We start from the raw sequence: 19,236 nt of genomic DNA, 5'->3' as shown, positions 1-19,236 counted from the left end.
AACCGCCTTGAGGCATGGCGCAGTTGGCGCCACGGGGGCTGTTCCGGCCCCGGGGGGTAACCCTGGCGGATCAGTCATGTGCGCGTAAAGCCGGAATGATCCATTTCGCGAACTTCTATGGCAATCCTTTACGAATGGGCGCCACAGAGTGATCACAGGAGCACCAACTGTGTGTCGGCTGTGGAGACGTTGCCTCAATCCTCTAGGTTCCCAGGGCGGAATGTGACCGATATCGCATCAGGAAGCGTACCGATGGGAGTGGGTAGGGGATGGTCTCAGCAACGGTGGGGCGGGGAGCGGTCCTCGGAGCGGTCGCGCTGTCGCTCCTCGCAGTCCCCGCGCAGGCCGCGACCGGGGCGCCGGACACCGCGGGCCTGGCCGCGGTGCTGCGTTCGGTGGTGGCCCAGGGCGCACCGGGCGCGCTGGCCCGGATCGACGACCACGGCCGGACGTACCGTGTCACACAGGGCATTGCCGACCGAAGCACCCAGCGGGTCATCAACACCGACGACCGGTTCCGGGTGGGCAGCGTCACCAAGACCTTCTCGGCCGTCGTACTGCTCCAGCTCGTCGACGAACACGAACTCGCCCTCGACGCGCCGGTCAACCGCTACCTGCCCGGACTGCTGCCGGACGACCGCATCACGGTCCGCCATCTGCTGAGCCACCGCAGCGGCCTGTACGACTACACGAACGACATGTTCGCCGACAGCGTCTCCGGCTTCGAGGCGGTCCGGAAGAAGGTCTTCACCTACCGCCAACTGGTCGCCCTCTCCCTGAAGAAGCCCCGCACCAACGCGCCCGGCGCGGCCTACTCGTACTCCAACACGAACTTCGTCGTCGCCGGCCTGCTCATCGAGAAGCTCACGGGCCGGTCCGTGCAGAGCGCGTACCAGAACCGCATCTTCAAGCCGCTGAAGCTGAACGACACATTCTACGTTCACCCGGACACCGCCATGCCGGGACGATACGCCCGTGGCTACCTGACTCCGGACAAGGCGGGCGCACCGCTGGTCGACGCGACCACACAGACCGTGTCCTGGGCGCAGAGCGCAGGAGCCGTCATCTCCAGCGCACGGGACCTCGACGCCTTCTACGGCGCCCTGCTGGGCGGCAAACTGCTGTCCGCCCCGCGGCTCGCCGAGATGGAGCGCTTCGTCAAGGTGACCGGCACGACGGCGTACGGGCTCGGACTGCGACGGCGCGACCTGTCCTGCGGGCTCTCGGTGTACGGACACACGGGCGCGGTGCAGGGCTACTACACGTACGCCTTCGCGACGAAGGACGGCGGCCGCAGCCTCACGGCCGTGGCGAACACGTCGAACAACGGGAAGGTCCTCGACACGCTGGCGGGTGCCTTGGAGTCGGCGTTCTGCGGCAAGCCGGCGGGCAAGGCGGAGCAAGACGGAGCAGGTACGGAGGATCCCGGCCCGGCGCCGGCCGCTTCACCGTGACACCGGGCCGTCGAGCGGGGCCCCGGGGTTCTCGCCTGCGTGGGGAAGCCCCGCCGTGCGGGCCGGGGCCGGGAGCCGTTCGCCCTCGATGTCGAGGTGGGGCAGCAGCCGGTCCAGCCACTTCGGCAGCCACCAGCCCGCCCGTCCGACGAGGGCCAGGACGGCCGGGACGAGCGTCATGCGGACCAGGAAGGCGTCGACGAGGACACCGAAGGCGAGGGCGAAGGCGATCGGCTTGAGTATGGTGCTGCCGCCCGGAACGAAGCCGGCGAACACCACGGACATGATCAGCGCGGCGGCGGTGACCACGCGGGAGGCGTGCCGGGACCCGGCCAGGACGGCATCGCGTGGCGCGGCGCCGTGGACGTACGCCTCGCGCATGCGGCTGACCATGAACACCTCGTAGTCCATGGCGAGTCCGAACAGAACGGCCATCACCAGGATGGGCAGGATGCTGACCACCGGCCCGTTCTCGTCGGCCCCGACCAGGCCCGAGAGCCATCCCCACTGGAAGACGGCCACGACCGCGCCCAAGGTGGCGGCGACCGAGAGCAGGAAGCCCAGGCCGGCCTTCAGCGGCACGACCACCGAACGGAACACCAGCAGCAACAGCAGCAGGGAGAGCCCGACGACGACGAGGGAGAAGGGGGCCAGTGAGCTCGCGAGCCGGTCGGACACGTCGATGTTCACCGCCGTCGTACCGGTCACCGACACCTCGGCACCGATCCGCTTCCGCCACCCGCTCGCCTCGTCGCGCAGGTGCGCGACGAGGTCCTTCGTCCTCTCGTCCGTCGGGCCGGTCGTCGGCACCACCTGGATGACGGCCACGTCGCCGTGCCGGACGACCTGCGGCTCGCCGACCGCGGCGACGCCGTCGGTGGCCTTCAGGTCGTCGACCAGGGTGGCCGTGGCCTGCCGCGGGTCGTCGACGCGGGCGGTGTCGGCGCGGATGAGCAGGGGGCCGTTGAAGCCGGGGCCGAACCTGTCGGACACCAGGTCGTACGCGTGCCGCCGGCTGCTGCCCGCCGGGGCCGAGCCGTTGTCGGGCAGGGCGAGCCGCAGGTCACGGGCGGGCAGGGCGACCACCAGCAGGCCGGCGAGCACCGCGACCAGGGTGAGCAGCGGGCGGCGGATCGCGGCCCTGCCCCAGCGTTCGCCCATCGGCCGGCGTACGCCGGGCTCGGTGCCGTGCGCCGCCTGCTCGCGCCGGGCGGCGCGCGAGTCCGGCTTCGGGCGCAGCCGCTCCCCGGCGAAGCCCAGCACGGCCGGCAGCAGCGTGACGGAGGCGCCGACGGCTACCAGGACGGCGGCGGCGCCGGCCAGGCCCATGACAGTGAGGAACGGGATGCGTACGACGGCCAGGCCGCACAGGGCGATGATCACCGTGAGACCGGCGAAGACAACCGCGCTGCCCGCCGTGGCGGTGGCCCGGGCCGCCGACTCCTCGGCGGCCATGCCCGCGGCCAGTTGGGAGCGGTGCCGGGAGAGGATGAAGAGGGCGTAGTCGATGCCGACCGCGAGGCCCAGCATGGACGCCAGTGAGGGCGCGGTGCTGGAGACGGTCAGGACGCCGCTCAGCGCGGACAGGCCGAGCAGGGTGACGGCCACGCCGCCGATCGCCGTCAGCAGGGGCATGCCGGCCGCGAGCAGTGAGCCGAAGGTGAGGGTGAGCACCACGAGGGCGACGGCGGCACCCGTCAGTTCCTTCGTGTGGCCGGTGCTCGTGCCGCTGCCGTACGCGGTGCCGCCGATCTCGACGGTGAGGCCGGTCTCCTCGGCGTCCCGGGTGGTGGTCTCCAGCGCGGTGAGGCTGCCGTCGTGCAGCCCGGCGCGGGAGACCTGATAGCGGACCTGGCCGAGCGCGGTGGTGCGGTCCGCCGATATTGCCTTGCTGTGCACCGGGTCGGTGACGGACACGACCTGCGGGGCCTTGTCCGCCCGGGCCATGGTGGAGCTGACGGCCTCGGCGTACCGCGGTTCGGTGATCTTGTGGCCCGCGGGGGCGACGAAGACGATCTGGGCGCTGGTGCCGGCCGCCGGCGGCAGCTCGGTCCTGAGGCTGTCCATCGCGGTCTGGGCCGGTGAGCCCGGGACGGTGAACTCGTCGTCGGTTTCGCCGCCGACGGTGATGACGCAGGTGACCATCGCGGTCAGCACCAGCAGCCAGGCGGCGAGCACCGCCCTACGGTGCCGGAAGGCGCCCCGGCCGAGCCGGTGGAGGAGTGAAGGCATGGGAAACGGGCTCCTTGCGAGGAACTTGGGGGGCTGAGCGGCACGTCCGGGGAGGAGCCCTCGTACGGGGAGGACCTCGTACAGGGGGGAGGCTCCGGGGTCAGGCGGAGACGGCGGCGGGGCCGCCGCTCAGGGTGAGTCGCAGCCCGCTGTCGGTGACGGTGAGCCGGCGCGGCCGGAGGCTCAGCGGGAGGTCGGTCAGGGGGATCGTGCGGGCGGCCCTCGCGGTGGCCGTCCCGGCCAGGGCGTCGGGGAGAGGGGTGCCGGCGTACGAGGGCCGGCCGGGGACGAGGTGGATCGTCCGCCCGCGCAAGGTGGGTGTGACGGGGACGGTCAGGGCGCCCGAACGGCCCAGGTGGACGACGAACCGTCCGTGCGCCGGGTCGGGGACGACCACGCTCGCCGGGCGGCCGCCGCCGGTGCCGGCCAGGGAGGCGGCATCGGCGTCGACGGTCACGGTGGACGAACCGACCGTGCCCCCCTTCCCGCTCCGGCGCACCTGGTGCAGGTGGGCGTCGACGGTGAGGCCGGTCATGTGCCGGGCGGCCACCCCGTCGGCGGTCAGCTCGACGTCGGGGAGCGTCCCCCGGGCCAGCTGCCACAGCGCGGGTGTGCTGCCGAGGCCGACGTCCGGGGTGGTGCCGAGCCGCTTCCCGGCGACGGCTGCGATCCGGTCGGCGATCCGGTCCCGGACCACCGCTTCGGCCGTGCCGGTGAGGGCGGCCGCCAGGGCGAGGACGGCGGCCAGAGCGAGGGCCGTACGCCGACGCGCGCGCGGCCGGGAGGCCGGCGAGCCAAAAAGTGTCATGACTGACACGATAGCGGAAGTGTCAGGGCTGACACTTTTCCGGGAGCACCGACGGCCGGGGACCGGGCGGCCGACGTGTCAGGATGAGCGCGTGGAGCAGCGGGAAGTGCAGGAGATGGGCAGGCGGGACCGCAAGAAGGCCGCCACGCGCCGGAGTTTGCTCCGCACGGCCACCCGCATGTTCGCGGAACGCGGCTACCAGGAGACGACGGTCAGGGACATCGCCGCCGCTGCCGGGGTCACCGAGCGCACCTTCTTCCGGTACTTCCCGTCCAAGGAGGACCTGGTCTTCGCCGAGGTCCTGGACTTCGTGCCGCTGCTCGTGGAGGAGATCGCCGGGCGCCCGGCACCCGAGCCCGCCTACAGCGCCGTCCTCAACGGCCTGGTCGCCGCCGCCGCACGCCTCGACGACGGCCTGGGCATCCTCTTCGTCGGTGCCCCGCCCCGCACTCTGGCCACCGGAACGCGGGGCACCGGCGTGCTCACCGCCTTCGAGGACGGCATCGCCGAGGCTCTCGAGGACCGGCTCGCCCGGCAGTCGCCCGACGAGCCGGCCCGGGCGCGGGCCCTGCGCGCCTCGGTCCTCGCCCGCGCCTCGGTCGCCGCCGTGCGCAGTGCCCTGATCGCGTTCGCGACCCGCGACGGCGGGCTGGCCGAGCCGCTCGCGGTCGAGGAGTTCGGGCACCTGCTGCACGAGGCGTTCGCCGTCCTTCGCAGCGGCGGTGCGTGACGGACACCGCGGGCGGACCGGCTTCGTGGGCGGCAGGCGGGCCGGCTCCGCGGGCGGCGGGCGGACCGGCTCGCACGGGACGCGGCGGTCCGGTGGCCGAACCGGTACCGTCCGCGATCTTGGCGGAATGCCTTCCTCCGGGACACCATGCCCCGCATGAAGGGTGATCTTTTTTCCAGCCGGCACATGGCGCAGCCGGCCGTGCAGCCGGGTATGTCCGTCGAGAACGCCAAGTGCATCAAGTATGCGGTGAACGGTGAGATGTACGCGCGGCAGGGCGCGATGGTGGCCTACCGCGGCGACCTCAGGTTCGAGCGCAAGGGGCAGGGCGTCGGCGGCATGCTCAAGCGTGCGGTCACCGGCGAGGGACTGCCCCTCATGGCGGTGCGCGGTCAGGGCGAGGCCTGGTTCGCGCACGAGGCGCAGAACTGTTTCATCGTGGAGGTCGAGCCCGGTGACCAGTTCACCGTCAACGGCCGCAACGTCCTGTGTTTCGACGCCTCTCTGTCGTACGAGATCAAGACGGTGAAGGGCTCGGGCATCGCCGGCGGCGGCCTGTTCAACAGCGTGTTCACCGGGCAGGGCCTGCTCGGTCTGGTCTGCGAGGGCAACCCGCTGGTCATTCCGGTGTCCGCGCAGGCGCCGGTGTACGTCGACACGGACGCGGTGGTCGGCTGGACCGCGCACCTGCAGACCTCACTGCACCGCTCGCAGTCCATCGGCTCGATGCTGCGCGGCGGCTCCGGCGAGGCAGTGCAGCTGATGCTCCAGGGCGAGGGATACGTCGTCGTGCGGCCGAGCGAGGTGACACCCCAGAAGGCGCAGCAGCACTGAGCCCGGGAAACACCGGAAGGCACAGCGGCACCGAACCTTCACAACTGATGCGTGCCGTGCGGGCAACCCCCGTCGGCGTACCGACGTCTTGATCGACAACAGACCGAGCCCCGGCCCTCGGGCCGGGGCAAATTTCCGAGACGCTATACACGTCATGTATACACTCCGTGTATAGAAGGGTACGCATGTACGGCAAGGCTTTCGCCCCGGAGTACCAGGGCGCCCTGACCACCCTGTCCGTGAACTCCTCGCTGGTCGACGTGCTGGCCGAGGGCACCGAGCAACTGCGCGCGGCCGAGCGGGCGGGCCGCCCGGGCGAGGCGGCGCGCTGCGGGCTCGCCGTCGCGGAGGCGCACCGGCGGCTCGGCCATGTGCGCGACGCCGACCGGGCCTGGAAGGCGAGCTACCGCGCCGCCCGGGACGCCGGGGACACGGCGGCCATGGCCTGGGCACTGTGGAGCGGCGGCACCCTGGCCCGGCAGCGCGGGGCGTTCCCGCTGGCCTGGCGGCTGCTGGGACTCGCGGCCGAGTTCGGTGAGCGCGGCGGCGACGTCGTGGTGCGCGGCTACTCGCTGGCCGGTCTCGCGGAGACCGGCCGGATCCAGGGCGACTACGACGCGGTCGGCCGGCTGCACGAGCAGCTGCTGGCCGAGGCCCGCCGGCGCGGGGAGGCCCGGCACACCGTGTGGGCCCTGGAGGGCATCGCCCAGATGCACCGCAACACCGGCGACTACGACCGGGCGTACGCGCTGTTCGAGGAGGCGGCGGAGATATCCGCGCGGGCCGAGGACCGGCGCGGGCACGCCTGGGCGCTGCGCGGACTGGCGGACGTCCTCTCGGTGCGCGACGGCGCCACGGAGCGGGCGCTGGAACTGCTGTCCGAGGCGGAGGCCGGCTGCCGCGAGATGAACCTGTCCAGCGCGCTCGCCTACAACCACAAGATGCAGGGCAACGTCCTCTACCGGGCCGGACGGTACGCCGAGGCGCGGGACAGGTACGAGCTGGCGCTGGCGGAGTTCCGGACGATGAGCGAACCGCGCGGCGAGGCGCTGTCCCGGCTCGGCCTCGCCAAGGCCCTGGCCCGGCTGGGCCGCGACCGCGCCGAGACGGCCGCCGAACTCGCCGGTCTGGCCCGGACGCTGGAGCGCAGCGGGCTGCGGCACGCGCGGGAGATGGTGGCCCGGGCCCAGCGGGAGTTCGGCCTGGACGCGGAGGTCGTGCGATGACCGCGCTCACCTCGCCGGTGCAGGAGTCGGCGCGGCCCGTCCTGACCCGCTGCCGGGAACTGGTGCGGCCCGCGCTGGAGGAGGCGGTGGGGCGGCTGCACCCGTGGGTGGCCGAGATGGCCGCGTACTCCTTCGGCTGGTGCGAGGTCGGCGGGGCGCCCGCAGGCGCGTCCGGCGGCAAGGGCGTGCGCCAGGCACTGGCGGTGCTCGGCGCCGAGGCGGCGGGCGCCGACGGGCGGGCCGGTGTTCCCGCGGCCGTCGCGGTGGAACTGGTGCACGCCTTCTCATTGCTGCACGACGACATCATGGACGGCGACACGACCCGGCGCCGCCGCCCCGCCGTGTGGCAGGCGTACGGCACGGGCCCGGCCGTACTCGCCGGGGACGCCCTGTTCGCGCTGGCCGTCGAGACCCTCGCCGCCGCGCCCGAGGCCCCCGCAGCGGTACGGCTGCTCTCGGCGGCCCTCGCCGACCTGGTGCACGGGCAGGCGGACGACCTGCTGTTCGCCACCCGGCCGTGGACCGGCCCCGAGCGGGTGACGGCACAGGAGTACCGGGCCATGGCGGAGGGCAAGACCGGCGCGTTGCTGGGCTGTGCCCTCGCGCTGGGGGCCGTGCTCGGCGGGGCGCCCCGGGCCACGGTCGCCACCCTGGACCGGGCCGGGCGGCATCTGGGGGTCGCCTTCCAGCTGGTCGACGACGTGCTGGGTGTCTGGGGCGATCCGGCCGTCACCGGCAAGCCCGTGGGCAGCGATCTGCGCGAGCGGAAGAAGACGTTCCCCGTGCTGGCCGCGCTGGACTCCCCGACGGCCCGGCAGTTGCCCGCGCTGCTCGGTTCGCCCGAGCGTGCGGAGGAGGCCGCCGCGCTGATCGAGTCCGCGGGGGGCCGCGCGGCAGCGCTGGACGAGGCCCGCGCCCACACGGCCGCCGCTCGGACACTGCTCGCCGGCGCGCCCCTGGCCGGCGGCGCCGCCGGGGACCTGGCCGGGCTGCTGGACCTCCTGGTGGGCCGCGAGCTGTAGGCCCGTGCTCTGGGATCGTGCCCGGCTGCGAAACGGCGTTGACCCGCGGTGTCCCGCCGGGTCAAGGTGCGACCGGCGCGGTTCCCGATCCGCGCCGGAAGGGTGAAGCACCTTGATCGGCATCTCGGACATCGAAGCCGCCGCGCAGCGGATCGCCGGACACGTCGTACGGACCCCCACGGTGGCGAGCTGGGGCCTGACCGAGCTGCTCGGCGTACCGGTCACCGCCAAGCTCGAACTCCTCCAGCGCACCGGCTCGTTCAAGGCCCGCGGGGCCACGGCGAAGCTGCTGTCGCTGAGCGAGGCCGAGCGGGCGGCGGGCGTGGTCGCGGTGAGCGGCGGCAACCACGGGATCGCGCTCGCGGTGATGGCCGCGGCCCTCGACGTGAAGGCGACCGTGGTGATGCCCCGTACCGCGCCCGCGCGCTCCCTCGCACTCGCCGAGGACGCCGGGGCGTCGGTGCGGCTGACCGACGGCATGGACAGCGCCTTCCGGCTGGTGACGCGGTTGCGGGACGAGGGACTGACGTTGGTCCATCCGTTCGACGACCCGGTGGTCATCGCCGGACAGGGCACGGTGGGGCTGGAGTTGGCCGAGGACGCGGACGGCATCACCGACGTCGTCGTCAGCATCGGCGGCGGCGGACTGATCGCCGGGATCGCCGCGGCCCTGCGCGCCCGGCGGCCCGGGGTGCGCGTCTGGGGCGTGGAGACCGAGGGCGCCGAGGCCATGTCCGCGGCGCTGAAGGCGGGCGGTCCGGTGCCGGTGCCGCTGTCGTCGCTGGTGACCACGCTCAGCGCGCCCTCGGTGTCCCGGCTGACGTACGACCATGTCTCGGCGCTCGTCGAAGAGGTACTGGTGGTGCCGGACCGGGACGCCGTGCGGGGCTGTCTGGACCTGGCCGAGCACGCCAAGGTGTGGGCGGAGCCGGCCGCGGGCTGTCTGCTGCCGGCGGCCCGGCAGGTCGCGGCGCGGGTCGGCGACGGCGCCCGGATCGCGCTCGTGGTGTGCGGGGGCAACACGACAGCCGCGGAACTCACCGGATGGGCCGGGCGCTTCTCCCTCCTGTGAGCCTTCGGCCGCGGATTACCCTCGGTAACAATCAGGTCGAACGGTCGGCCGGTGCGACCATCTCAAACCGCAAGCCCTTTCGAACGACGGAATGGAAGGCCCTCGCCGTCCCCGAGTTGAGAATTCTTTGAACGCACCCGGGCGCGCCTCGCGTACCTCTGGGAAACACGAGGCAGGGGTGTCAGCGAGGGATGACCATGGCCAAGGCGCACGTCTCCGCACACGAGTTGGTCGCCGGGCGGTACCGGCTGCTGGAGGTCTTCGCCCGCGAGACGAACCGCCTGTGGTGGTACGCCGAGGACGTGACCGCCGGGCAGCCGCGCCTGCTGACCCAGACCGCCCTGCCGGAGCCGGCCGCCGAGGACACCGCGCGCCGGGTCACCGCCCGGGTCGTGCGCACCTCCGAGACCATGCGACTGCTGCGCCCGGGCCGGGTCGCCGCAGTCATGGACGCCGTGGTCGAGGCGGGGACCCTGTGGACGGTCACGGAGTGGATCGGCGGCACGCCGCTCGGCGAACTCCTGGCCCACGAGGGCTCACTCCACCCGGTCCGGGCGGCCCGGCTCGGCCTGGAGCTGCTGGACGTGCTCCAGGCCGCGCACGACGAGGGCATCACGCACGGCGAACTGAGTCCCGGCCAGGTCTTCGTCCGCGAGGACGGCCCGGTCGTCGTCACGGGGTTCGGGCTGGCGGGCGCGACGCTCGTCCCGCGGCTCACGGCACCGTCGTACGCCTCGCCGGAGCAGGCGCGTGACGAGCGCATCGGCCCGGCCGCCGACCTGTGGGCGCTCGGCGCGCTGCTCTACACGATGGTCGAGGGCCGCCCGCCGTTCCGGGACCGCGGCCGGCCCGACGCCACGCTGAGGGCCGTGGACCGGCTGCCGCTGCGCACCCCGCTGCGCGCCGGTCCGCTCAGCCAGGCCGTGCAGGGGCTGCTGCGCAAGAACGCGCGGGAACGGCTGACCCGGCCCGTGGTCCGCGAGGCCCTGATCCGGGCACTGAGCGAGGACACCGACGCGGACCGGGAGCCGGTGCCCGCGCCCCGGGTGCGCGGCGCCTACCGCGGCATGCGCCACGCCGGGCCGGGGCGGAACAGACGGGTCGTGGCCGCCGGGGCCGCGGTGAGCGTGGTCGCCGTGGCCGCCGCGGTGCTGGCCGCGGCCGGGGCACTGCCGGGCACGGACACGGCCGCGGCCCCGCCCCGGACCACCGCCCCGGCCACACCCGCCGACCGTCAGACCGGCGGTGACACCAGGCCCACGCCCACCGCCACGCCGAGCGCCCCGGCCTCCCCCGCGCTGCCGGCCGGCTACCGCCCGTACACCGCCCCCGAGGGCTTCGCGGTGGCGCTGCCCGAGGGCTGGAAGCGGCTGACCACCTCCCGGGTCACCGACCTCGCCTACCGCGTCACCTTCGGCCGGGACGACGACTCCCCCGCCCTCGCCGTCACCTACAGCGAGCGCGTCGGACCCGACCCGGTCGCCGTCTGGCGGGACGACGTCGAGCCCGGCCTGGCGGAACTGCCCGGCTACCGTCGTGTCGGCACCATCCGGGCCACCACCTACCAGGGCCGCAAGGCCGCCGACCTGGAGTGGCTCGCCGGGTCCGGGGACGAGCGGGCGCACACCTTCGGGCGGGGCTTCCTGCTGGGCGGCCGGCGGGGCTTCTCGCTGCGCTTCACCACACCCGCAGGGACCTGGGACGACGCGGCCAACCGGCTGGCGCTGAAGACGTTCCTGCAGACCTTCCGTACGCCAGAGGACTGACGGGAGCGGCCCGGCCGTTTTCCGGCCGTCGAGCCGGGGACTCGCTCCCCATGGTGCACATCGGATACACGATGATGACGGAGCAGACCGGCCCCCGTGACCTGGTGGACCACCTGGTGCGGGCGGAGGAGGCCGAATTCGACTTCTCGGTGATCTCCGACCACTACTTTCCGTGGCTGCGCTCCCAGGGGCACTCCTCGTACGCATGGAGCGTGCTGGGCGCGGCCGCCCAGGCCACCTCGCGGATCCCGCTGATGACCTATGTCACCTGTCCGATCCTGCGCTATCACCCGGCGATCGTGGCGCAGAAGGCGGCGACCGTGCAGTTGCTGTCCGAGGGCAGGTTCCGGCTCGGCCTCGGCGCCGGTGAGAACCTCAACGAGCACGTCGTCGGCGGCGGCTGGCCCCCGGTGGACGTACGCCACGAGATGCTCGAAGAGGCGGTGCAGATCATCCGCGCGCTGTTCGAGGGCGGCCATGTCACCCACCACGGGCCGCATTACGACGTGGAGTCGGCCCGTCTGTGGGACCTGCCGGAGCAGGCTCCGCCGATCGGCATCGCCGTGTCCGGCGAACAGTCCTGCAAGCTCGCCGGACACCTCGCCGACCTGGTCATCGCGACCGAGCCGAAGGCGGCCCTGCTGGAGGCCTTCGACCGGCACGGCGGCGCCGGCAAGCCCCGGGTCGGCCAGCTGCCGGTGTGCTACGACCCCGACCGGGACACGGCGGTCAAGCGCGCCCACTCCCAGTTCCGCTGGTTCGGCCTGGGCTGGAAGGTGAACGCCGAACTGCCGCACCCCGATTCCTTCGAGGCCGCGACCCAGTTCGTCACCGAGGACGACGTCGCCTCCGCCATCCCGTGCGGCGACGACCCGGACGCCTTCGTGGAGGCGGTACGACCGTATGCCGAGGCCGGGTTCGAGGAGATCGCCCTGGTGCAGATCGGTGGCGACTCGCAGCCGGCGTACCTGGACTGGTCGGCGAAGACCCTGCTGCCCGCGCTGCGGGAGGCCTTCGGCTGACACCGTGCCGCACGGCAGGCCCTCGGCAGCCGCCCGGCCGCCCTGCGCGGCGGCCGGGGAGACGGGAGCGGCGGGAATCAGTCGCACGGGTGAGCATCTCGGGCTCTGCCGGGGTACTAGAGGGCTCTACGCGCCGTTCGTTCCCGGAGGCCCCCGCGTGAACTCGTTCGTGCACAAGACCCTGGTGGTGGAGTTGCTCGCACCCGGCACCGGCCGGTGTCCGGTGCTGGCCCACCTCGGCTACGACGCCGACGACCCGTTCGCCGTCACCGCCGTCTTCGCCCACGACGGCCGTGTGCTGGCCTCCTGGCGACTGGACCGGGAGATGCTCGCGGACGGCCTGGAGGGGCCGGTCGGCGTCGGTGACGTGCGGCTGCGGCCGGCCGCCACCGGTCTCTGGCAGGAGCTGCGGCTGGAGTTCTTCGGAGACACCCGGCCGGACGGCACCCGGCATCACGCGGTGGTGTTCGCGTGGGCGCCCGCGGTCGCCGCGTTCCTGCGCGAGACCCACCGGATCGTCCCGCCGGGTGAGGAACGGATCCCGGTGGACGCCCTCCTCGAGGAGATCCTCTCCGCGGGCTGAGTAGCGGTACTCATGTCCCGGCCGCGGCCCGCCGCCACGATGGGGGCTCCACGACATCCTGAGCCAAGGAGCCCCGCAGTGACCGCAGTTCACCCCGCCCCGCTCCCGACCCCGCGCCGCGTGCCGCCCGCCCTGTTCGCCGGCGTGGTGGCCGTCGGGCTGGCCGTGTCGGCGTGGGGCGTGCACGACCGCACCACCTGGTTCCTGGAGACCGTGTGGGCGCTGGCCGGACTGCCCCTGGTGGTGCTGCTCTGGCGGCGCTTCCCGCTGACGGGGCTGCTGTGCGGGCTGCTGACCGTGCACGCGCTGGTCCTCGCGGTCGGCGGCCACTACACCTACGCGCAGGTCCCGCTGGGCGACTGGGTGCGCGACACCTTCGGCCTGGACCGCAATCCGTACGACCGCTTCGGGCATCTGATGCAGGGCTTCGTACCGGCCGTGCTGGTCCGGGAACTGCTCAGCCGCACGTCGCCGTTGCGTGGCAGCCGCTGGCTGGCACCGCTCACGGTGTGTGCCTGCCTGGCCTTCAGCGCCTGCTTCGAGCTGCTGGAATGGCTGGCGGCCGAGATCGGCGGCAGCGGCGCGGACGCGTTCCTCGCCACCCAGGGCGATGTGTGGGACACCCAGTGGGACATGTGCTGCGCGCTGATCGGTGCCGTGCTGTCACTGCTGCTGCTCAGCCGGCCGCACGACCGTCAGCTGCGGGCGCTGACGAGCCGTCCGTCGCCCTCCGCGACGGAGTGAGCCGGACCGCTCAGGCGCCGCCCTCCTTCGGCTCGCACATCCGGCGGGCGGCCTCGACGACCGCGGAACGGTGCACGGCCAGTCGCTCGGCCGGCCAGGACCGGCCGGCCTCACCCGGACCGGCGCCCTCGGCGGCCCAGAACCACGCCTGGGCCGCGGCGAGGACCATGCTCAGCAGGTCGTCGGGCTGCATCTCCCCGGCGAGCCGGCCACGCTGCTGCGCCTCGGCCACCGCGGCGATCTTGCGCCGGTAGGCCTCGGTCTCCAGTCCCGTGGCGGCGGGGCGTTCCAGCAGCTTCCACAGACGCAGTCGCATGAGGTCCGGGCGCGCGACCAGGTGATCGAAGATCGCGCCGGCGTATCCGGGCAGGTCGTCGACGTCGAAGGGTACGGATTCGGCGCCCGCGGTCATCGCCCTTTGCAGCACCTCGTCGAACAGCTGCTCCTTGTTGCCGAAGTAGACGTAGATCAGCCGCTTGTTCGCCTCCGCGGCCTCGGCGATCCGGTCCACGCGGGCACCGGCGATGCCGTAGGCCGCGAATTCGGCGAAGGCGGCATCGAGCAGCCGGGCCTTGGTGGCGCTGGAGTCCCGTGTCATGCCCACCACCCTACCAAGTAACTATCTGGTTATTGACGTCCCGCGGAGCCTGGCGTACGGTAGGTATCTATCCAGTTAGTTATCGAAAGGGAACCGTCATGGAACACCGCGCACTGGGCAGCCAGGGCCTGACCGTCGGCATCCAGGGCCTCGGCTGCATGGGGATGAGCGCCTTCTACGGCGCCACCGACGAGACCGAGTCGCTGGCCACGATCGACCGGGCGCTGGAGCTGGGCGTCACCCTGCTGGACACCGCCGAGAGCTACGGCCCCTTCGTCAACGAACAGCTCCTCGGCAAGGCGCTCGCCGGACGCCGGGAAGCCGCCGTGGTCGCCACCAAGACCGGCGTCGAGTTCACCGACGACGGCCGGGCGGTGGGTCTGAACGGCCGGCCCGAGTACGTCCGCCGGGCCCTCGACCGCTCGCTGCGGCATCTGGGCACCGACCACGTCGACCTGTACTACCTGCACCGCATCGACCCCGGGGTGCCGGTCGAGGAGACCGTCGGCGCCCTGGCCGAGCTGGTCGCGCAGGGCAAGGTCCGCCACATCGGCCTGTGCGAGGCATCCGCGCGGACCATCCGCCGGGCCCACGCCGTCCACCCGCTGACCGCGGTCCAGACCGAGTACTCGCTGTTCGAGCGCGACATCGAGCACAACGGGGTGCGCGACACCCTGCAGGAGCTGGGCATCGGCCTGGTCGCCTACTCCCCGCTGGGACGCGGCTTCCTGTCCGGTGCGATCACCAGCCCCGACGACTTCGCCGAGGACGACTGGCGCCGGACCGACCCGCGCTTCCAGGGCGAGAACTTCGACCGCAACCTCGACGTCGTCCGCGAGGTCCGCCGCATCGCCTCCGACAAGGGCGTCACCCCGTCGCAGCTGGCGCTCGCCTGGGTCCGGCACCAGGGTGCGGTCGCCATCCCGGGCACCAAGCGCCGCCGCTACCTCGAAGAGAACATCGCCGCGACCGGGACCACCCTGACCGGCGCCGACCTCGACGCGATCGAGGCGGTCGCCCCTCACGGGGCGGTGACCGGCGACCGTTACACGCCCGAGCTGATGGCCACGCTCAACGGCTGAGGCCATGCACTTGGCGGTCTCCGAGGTGCTCGTCCGCCGCTAGCGCTTCGCGCCGCCTGGTGGCGGTCCCTCCGGTCGCCGGTCGTCGGTGCGGGCCGTGTGCCTGCGGCGGGCCCACAGCGGCAGGCCGTACCAGCACACCAGGTACCAGGCGACCACGGCCGCCACCAGGTACGGCACATAACCGTCGTGCGTGGCCACCCGGAGGATCAGCAGCAGGGACGACGTCATCGTGGCGAGCAGCAGGACCAGGCCGACGAACGTCATCCGGGACGCCAGCCGTACCGCCTGCGGCTTGACCCTGCGGCCGGAGACCAGGCGGTGCAGGGACACCGGTCCGATGAGGGCGCCGGTCGCGCAGGCGCCCAGAACGACGGTCACGATGTAGATCGTCTGGTCGACGGTCGCCAGCCTGCCGTACTTGGGCTGGAAGACGACGGTCAGCAGGAAGCCGAAGAGGATCTGTACGCCCGTCTGGGCCACCCGGACCTCCTGGATGAGCTCACCCCACATCCGGTCGGCCCGTTCCTCCTCGGTCTCGTTGCGTCCCCTGCGCCGTCCTGCCTCAGTCATGCGGTTGCGTGTAACCGCGCGCCCGCCGCTTCAAACGGTCCGCGCACCCGCGGCTACCAGCGGTGCTCGACGTGGTCCTTGATCCAGCGCTCGTACAGCTCCCGGATCGCGGTGAACGTCTCCCGCGGCAGCGGCGGCAGCTTCGCCGCGGTGGCGTTGGCGCGGGCCTGCCCCGGGTTGCGGGCGCCGGGGATCACCGTGGTGACGCCGTCCTGCTCGGTGATCCAGCGCAGCGCCAGCTGGGCGGGCGTGTACCCCTCGGGGGCGAGCGCGGCGAATTCGGCGGCGGCCTCGACTCCGGTGCCGAAGTCGACGCCGGAGAAGGTCTCACCCTGGTCGAAGGCCTCGCCGTGCCGGTTGTAGGTGCGGTGGTCGTCGTCCGCGAACACCGTGTCCTTCGTGTACTTGCCGGACAGCAGCCCGGAGGCGAGCGGCACCCGCGCGATGATGCCGACGCCGGCCTCGCGTGCGGCGGGCAGCACCTCGTACAGGGGCTTCATACGGAAGGGGTTGAGGATGATCTGCACACTGGCCACGTTCGGCCGGGCGATCGCGGTCAGTGCCTGTGCGCAGGTCTCCACACTCACCCCGTACGCGGCGACGCGCTCCTCCTCCACCAGGGTGTCCAGGGCGTCGAACACCGCGTCCGAGGAGTAGACCGGGGTGGGCGGGCAGTGCAGCTGCACGAGGTCGATGCGATCGACGCCGAGGTTGCGGCGTGAGCGGTCGTTCCAGGCGCGGAAGTTGTCCAGGACATAGTTCTCGGGGATCTGTTCGACCCGGCGCCCCATCTTCGTGGCCACCAGCACGTGCAGATCGGGACGGCCGCGCAGGAAGGAGGCGATGGTCTGTTCGCTGCGGCCGTCGCCGTACACGTCGGCCGTGTCGAAGAAGGTGACCCCCGATTCGGCCGCCGTCTCCAGGACGACCAGGGCCTCCTTGTCGTCCACGTCGCCCCAGTCGGCGCCCAGCTGCCAGGTGCCGAGGCCGATCACCGACGCCCACTGGCCCGACCTGCCCATCACGCGTTCGTCCATGGCGTCAGTCTGTCATCCGGTACGAGGTCCCGCGGGCGGGCCGCTCCGGCATGAAGGTGTGCGTTGCTCACCCGCACGGGCGAAGGGGCATCGGCGGACGGGCAACCGCCCGACGGTACCGCCCGGCGTGATCACGTGATCGATCGTCCAGTGGGCAACTTTTCCTTCCTCAAGGCCGGGCCCCGCCCGGCGGGCCGCCGGGCGGTTCAGCACCCGGGCGTCAACTGCGCCTGCACGACCGGCCCGTAGCGGTCGGCGACGGTGTCGGTGCCGGTCTCGCGCAGGTGCGGGCCGCGGGCGATGCCGTACATCACGCCGAGGCCGACGAGGGCGGCGACGGCGAGTTCGGCGCGCAGGCCCGCGTCGGGGCCGGTGAGCCGCTCGGCGAGCCGTTCGGTCACGTGGGCGCGGAAGTTGGCGCGGAGGATGTCGCCGTGGTCACCGTGCAGCGGCGCGAAGGCGATGCGCAGCAGCGGGTCGGCACCGCGGTCCCGCTGGCTGGACAGGACGTGCCGGACCATGTGCCGGCCGAGGTCCTCCAGCGGGGCGTCGAGCAGGGCGTCGGCGTCGGTGTCGAAGGACATCACGCGGGCGAACAGGGTGTCCTTGTTGCCGAAGTACTTCAGGATCAACGGCGGGCTGACGCCGGCCCGTTCGGCGATGTCCTTGAGGGTGATGTCGGCGTGCGCGTGCCGGGCCAGGAGGTGGCGGGCCGCCTTGAGGATGGCGGCCTTGGTGGCCTCGGCGTCCCGGCGTGCGGGGGCGGGCGGCGGCCCGGGCGGTGTGGTCATGGTCCTCATGCTCCCTCCATCGCCTCGTCACGGGCGCCCCGGGTGGTGCCCCGGGCCCGCCGGGTGCCGCCGGCGGGGCCGTCGCCGGGGATGGACAGGGCCGCCGCGCAGCCCGCGAGGGCGATGACGCCCGCCATGGCGAAGGCGAGCTGGTAGCCGTGCAGGGTGGGTACGGCGATGCCGCCGAGGGGGCTGCTGTGGTGGACGAGGACGGCGGCGACGGCCGCGCTGGAGACGGCCTGGCCGATGGTGCGCATGAGGACGTTGACGCCGTTGGCGGAGGCGGTCTGGGCGGCCGGCACGGCCCGCAGGATGAGGGTCGGCAGCGCGGAGTAGGCGAGCGTGGTGCCGGTGGCCACCACGGTGGCGCCCAGAATGATCATCCACAGGTCGCGGCTGTCGGCGATGCGGAGCGCGTAGCCGCAGGCGATGACGGCGGCGCCCAGCGCGAGCGTGATCCGCGGGCCGCGTGCGGCCGAGATGCGGGCCGACAGCGGGGAGAACAGCAGCATGGTGACGCCGCCGGGCAGCAGGCACAGACCGGTGGCGACGATGGACAGGCCGAGGCCGTAGCCAGTGGCCTTCGGGGCCTGCACCAGCTGGGCGGTGACGAGTGAGTTGGCGTAGAAGGCGAACCCGGTCAGCAGGGCCGCCACATGGGACAGGCCCACCCGGGGCCGGGTCACCAGCCGCAGGTCGACCAGCGGCCGTGCGGTGCGCAGCTGCTGCCACCACCACAGGGCGAGGACGACGCCGGCCCCGGCGAACAGCCCGAGGACCCGTGTGCTCCCCCAGCCCCAGGTGCCGCCCTGCGAGACGCCCAGCAGCAGGCACACCAGGCCGGCGGCGAGACCGAGTGCGCCGAGGACGTCGAACCGGCCGGGCTCGCGCACCGGGGACTCCTTCACCGCCCACCAGGTCGCCGTGACGCCGAGCGTGCCCAGGGCGCTGGTCAGCCAGAACATGGTGTGCCAGTCGGCGTACTGCACGACCAGCGCGGCGAGCGGCAGGCCGAGGGCGGCGCCGATGCCGACGGTGGAACTCATCAGGGCGACCGCCGATCCCCGGCGCTCGGGCGGGAGTTCGTCGCGCAGGATGCTGATGGAGAGCGGGACGACCGAGGCGGCGGCGCCCTGCAGTGCGCGGGCGGTGATGAGCACGCCGATGTCGGAGGAGAGCGCGCACATGACGGAGCCGACGGTCATCAGGGCGAGCGCGGCGGTGAGTACCCGGCGCTTGCCGTACATGTCACCGGCCCGGCCGAGCACCGGGGTGAGGACGGCGCCGGAGAGCAGGGTCGCGGTGACCGTCCAGGAGACGGTGGCGGCCGACGCTCCGGTGAGCCGGGGCAGGTCGGGCAGCAGGGGGACGACCACCGTCTGCATGACCGCCATGAGGATGCCGCCCGACGCCAGCACCGGGATGGTGAGCCGGTCGCGGAGTCGGGGGGCCGGCGTACCGGTGCCGGGCGGCGGGGCTATCGGGGCTGACTGGTCCATCGGCACTCCTGGGCGGCACGAATACGAGGTGAATGGCCATTCACCCTATCGAGTGAATGGCCATTCACCAACTTTTCCGGGCCGAATGGGCGTCGGGCGGCTCAGGTCAGGTTCTTGCCGTAGGCGCAGAGGCTTTCGGAGCCGGGCGTGGCTCCTTCGGGTG

18 protein-coding genes are annotated in these 19,236 nt (G+C 72.9%); 11 read left to right on the top strand and 7 right to left on the bottom strand.

Going from position 1 to position 19,236, the window contains the following annotated elements; genetic code table 11:
• The first annotated feature begins 269 nt into the window (after positions 1-269).
• On the top strand, positions 270-1,454 hold the full coding sequence (locus ACZ4SF_RS29365) for a serine hydrolase domain-containing protein (protein WP_468390000.1): 1,185 nt from the start codon (positions 270-272) through the stop codon (positions 1,452-1,454).
• On the opposite strand, the gene ACZ4SF_RS29360 is transcribed toward ACZ4SF_RS29365, so the two are convergent.
• Together ACZ4SF_RS29360 and ACZ4SF_RS29355 are read right to left on the bottom strand one after the other, a co-directional pair.
• Positions 1,446-3,686, bottom strand: coding sequence for an MMPL family transporter (locus ACZ4SF_RS29360; protein WP_468389999.1), 2,241 nt, complete (start codon positions 3,684-3,686; stop codon positions 1,446-1,448). The two genes, ACZ4SF_RS29365 and ACZ4SF_RS29360, sit on opposite strands and share 9 nt — an antisense overlap.
• Before the next feature lie 100 nt (positions 3,687-3,786).
• Entirely contained in the window at positions 3,787-4,494 is a 708-nt protein-coding gene (locus tag ACZ4SF_RS29355; RefSeq protein WP_468389996.1) for an LmeA family phospholipid-binding protein, read from the bottom strand.
• A gap of 91 nt (positions 4,495-4,585) precedes the next feature.
• On the opposite strand from ACZ4SF_RS29355, the gene ACZ4SF_RS29350 reads away from it, so the two are divergent.
• From ACZ4SF_RS29350 to ACZ4SF_RS29310, 9 genes are all read left to right on the top strand, one after another.
• On the top strand, positions 4,586-5,224 hold the full coding sequence (locus ACZ4SF_RS29350; RefSeq protein ID WP_468389993.1) for a TetR/AcrR family transcriptional regulator: 639 nt from the start codon (positions 4,586-4,588) through the stop codon (positions 5,222-5,224).
• Positions 5,225-5,380: 156 nt separating this feature from the next.
• Positions 5,381-6,058 (top strand): AIM24 family protein, encoded by a 678-nt coding sequence (locus ACZ4SF_RS29345; RefSeq protein WP_468389990.1) that lies wholly within the window; start codon positions 5,381-5,383, stop codon positions 6,056-6,058.
• 185 nt (positions 6,059-6,243) lie between these two features.
• A complete protein-coding gene (locus ACZ4SF_RS29340) occupies positions 6,244-7,284 on the top strand; it encodes a tetratricopeptide repeat protein (RefSeq protein ID WP_468389987.1) in 1,041 nt (346 codons plus the stop codon).
• On the top strand, positions 7,281-8,306 hold the full coding sequence (locus ACZ4SF_RS29335; RefSeq protein ID WP_468389984.1) for a polyprenyl synthetase family protein: 1,026 nt from the start codon (positions 7,281-7,283) through the stop codon (positions 8,304-8,306). Before ACZ4SF_RS29340 ends, ACZ4SF_RS29335 begins: the two co-directional genes overlap by 4 nt.
• 112 nt (positions 8,307-8,418) lie before the next feature.
• Complete coding sequence (locus ACZ4SF_RS29330; RefSeq protein ID WP_468389981.1) at positions 8,419-9,378, top strand: threonine/serine dehydratase; 960 nt, start codon at positions 8,419-8,421, stop codon at positions 9,376-9,378.
• Positions 9,379-9,569: 191 nt separating this feature from the next.
• Positions 9,570-11,144 carry a serine/threonine protein kinase gene (locus tag ACZ4SF_RS29325; protein ID WP_468389978.1) on the top strand — a complete coding sequence of 525 codons (1,575 nt, stop codon included), beginning with the start codon at positions 9,570-9,572 and terminating at the stop codon, positions 11,142-11,144.
• Between the two features lie 50 nt (positions 11,145-11,194).
• Positions 11,195-12,166 (top strand): LLM class F420-dependent oxidoreductase, encoded by a 972-nt coding sequence (locus ACZ4SF_RS29320; RefSeq protein ID WP_468389976.1) that lies wholly within the window; start codon positions 11,195-11,197, stop codon positions 12,164-12,166.
• Positions 12,167-12,323: 157 nt separating this feature from the next.
• Positions 12,324-12,749 (top strand): SsgA family sporulation/cell division regulator, encoded by a 426-nt coding sequence (locus ACZ4SF_RS29315; protein ID WP_468389974.1) that lies wholly within the window; start codon positions 12,324-12,326, stop codon positions 12,747-12,749.
• A gap of 120 nt (positions 12,750-12,869) precedes the next feature.
• Complete coding sequence (locus ACZ4SF_RS29310; RefSeq protein ID WP_468390127.1) at positions 12,870-13,493, top strand: DUF2238 domain-containing protein; 624 nt, start codon at positions 12,870-12,872, stop codon at positions 13,491-13,493.
• A gap of 10 nt (positions 13,494-13,503) precedes the next feature.
• Here the strand turns inward: ACZ4SF_RS29310 and ACZ4SF_RS29305 are convergent, their stop codons facing one another.
• Positions 13,504-14,091 (bottom strand): TetR/AcrR family transcriptional regulator, encoded by a 588-nt coding sequence (locus tag ACZ4SF_RS29305; protein ID WP_468389971.1) that lies wholly within the window; start codon positions 14,089-14,091, stop codon positions 13,504-13,506.
• A 98-nt stretch (positions 14,092-14,189) separates the two neighbouring features.
• Between ACZ4SF_RS29305 and ACZ4SF_RS29300 the strand changes: the two genes are divergently transcribed.
• Positions 14,190-15,173: an aldo/keto reductase gene (locus ACZ4SF_RS29300; protein ID WP_468389968.1), complete on the top strand. Its 984-nt coding sequence runs from the start codon at positions 14,190-14,192 to the stop codon at positions 15,171-15,173.
• 39 nt (positions 15,174-15,212) lie between these two features.
• Here the strand turns inward: ACZ4SF_RS29300 and ACZ4SF_RS29295 are convergent, their stop codons facing one another.
• The 4 genes from ACZ4SF_RS29295 to ACZ4SF_RS29280 form a co-directional block, all read right to left on the bottom strand.
• Entirely contained in the window at positions 15,213-15,746 is a 534-nt protein-coding gene (locus ACZ4SF_RS29295; protein WP_468389966.1) for a DUF6328 family protein, read from the bottom strand.
• Between the two features lie 53 nt (positions 15,747-15,799).
• Positions 15,800-16,783 (bottom strand): aldo/keto reductase, encoded by a 984-nt coding sequence (locus ACZ4SF_RS29290; RefSeq protein WP_468389963.1) that lies wholly within the window; start codon positions 16,781-16,783, stop codon positions 15,800-15,802.
• 206 nt (positions 16,784-16,989) lie between these two features.
• The gene (locus ACZ4SF_RS29285; protein WP_468389960.1) at positions 16,990-17,583 is read right to left on the bottom strand and encodes a TetR/AcrR family transcriptional regulator; all 594 of its coding nucleotides are present in this window, start codon (positions 17,581-17,583) and stop codon (positions 16,990-16,992) included.
• Complete coding sequence (locus ACZ4SF_RS29280) at positions 17,580-19,073, bottom strand: MFS transporter (protein ID WP_468389957.1); 1,494 nt, start codon at positions 19,071-19,073, stop codon at positions 17,580-17,582. Before ACZ4SF_RS29280 ends, ACZ4SF_RS29285 begins: the two co-directional genes overlap by 4 nt.
• Positions 19,074-19,236 lie beyond the last annotated feature (163 nt).

Source organism: Streptomyces sp. NPDC027663 (assembly GCF_055566415.1).
The sequence above is the reverse complement of the archived record's forward strand: the minus strand, read 5'-3'. Positions and strand labels throughout refer to the sequence as shown.

Coding starts and splice junctions, on each gene's coding strand:
- ACZ4SF_RS29345 (WP_468389990.1), top strand. CDS start 5,381: ATGAAGGGTGATCTTTTTTCCAGCCGGCACATGGCGCAGCCGGCCGTG.
- ACZ4SF_RS29355 (WP_468389996.1), bottom strand. CDS start 4,494: ATGACACTTTTTGGCTCGCCGGCCTCCCGGCCGCGCGCGCGTCGGCGT.
- ACZ4SF_RS29325 (WP_468389978.1), top strand. CDS start 9,570: ATGACCATGGCCAAGGCGCACGTCTCCGCACACGAGTTGGTCGCCGGG.
- ACZ4SF_RS29320 (WP_468389976.1), top strand. CDS start 11,195: ATGGTGCACATCGGATACACGATGATGACGGAGCAGACCGGCCCCCGT.
- ACZ4SF_RS29335 (WP_468389984.1), top strand. CDS start 7,281: ATGACCGCGCTCACCTCGCCGGTGCAGGAGTCGGCGCGGCCCGTCCTG.
- ACZ4SF_RS29360 (WP_468389999.1), bottom strand. CDS start 3,686: ATGCCTTCACTCCTCCACCGGCTCGGCCGGGGCGCCTTCCGGCACCGT.
- ACZ4SF_RS29305 (WP_468389971.1), bottom strand. CDS start 14,091: ATGACACGGGACTCCAGCGCCACCAAGGCCCGGCTGCTCGATGCCGCC.
- ACZ4SF_RS29340 (WP_468389987.1), top strand. CDS start 6,244: ATGTACGGCAAGGCTTTCGCCCCGGAGTACCAGGGCGCCCTGACCACC.
- ACZ4SF_RS29280 (WP_468389957.1), bottom strand. CDS start 19,073: ATGGACCAGTCAGCCCCGATAGCCCCGCCGCCCGGCACCGGTACGCCG.
- ACZ4SF_RS29300 (WP_468389968.1), top strand. CDS start 14,190: ATGGAACACCGCGCACTGGGCAGCCAGGGCCTGACCGTCGGCATCCAG.
- ACZ4SF_RS29295 (WP_468389966.1), bottom strand. CDS start 15,746: ATGACTGAGGCAGGACGGCGCAGGGGACGCAACGAGACCGAGGAGGAA.
- ACZ4SF_RS29365 (WP_468390000.1), top strand. CDS start 270: ATGGTCTCAGCAACGGTGGGGCGGGGAGCGGTCCTCGGAGCGGTCGCG.
- ACZ4SF_RS29285 (WP_468389960.1), bottom strand. CDS start 17,583: ATGAGGACCATGACCACACCGCCCGGGCCGCCGCCCGCCCCCGCACGC.
- ACZ4SF_RS29290 (WP_468389963.1), bottom strand. CDS start 16,783: ATGGACGAACGCGTGATGGGCAGGTCGGGCCAGTGGGCGTCGGTGATC.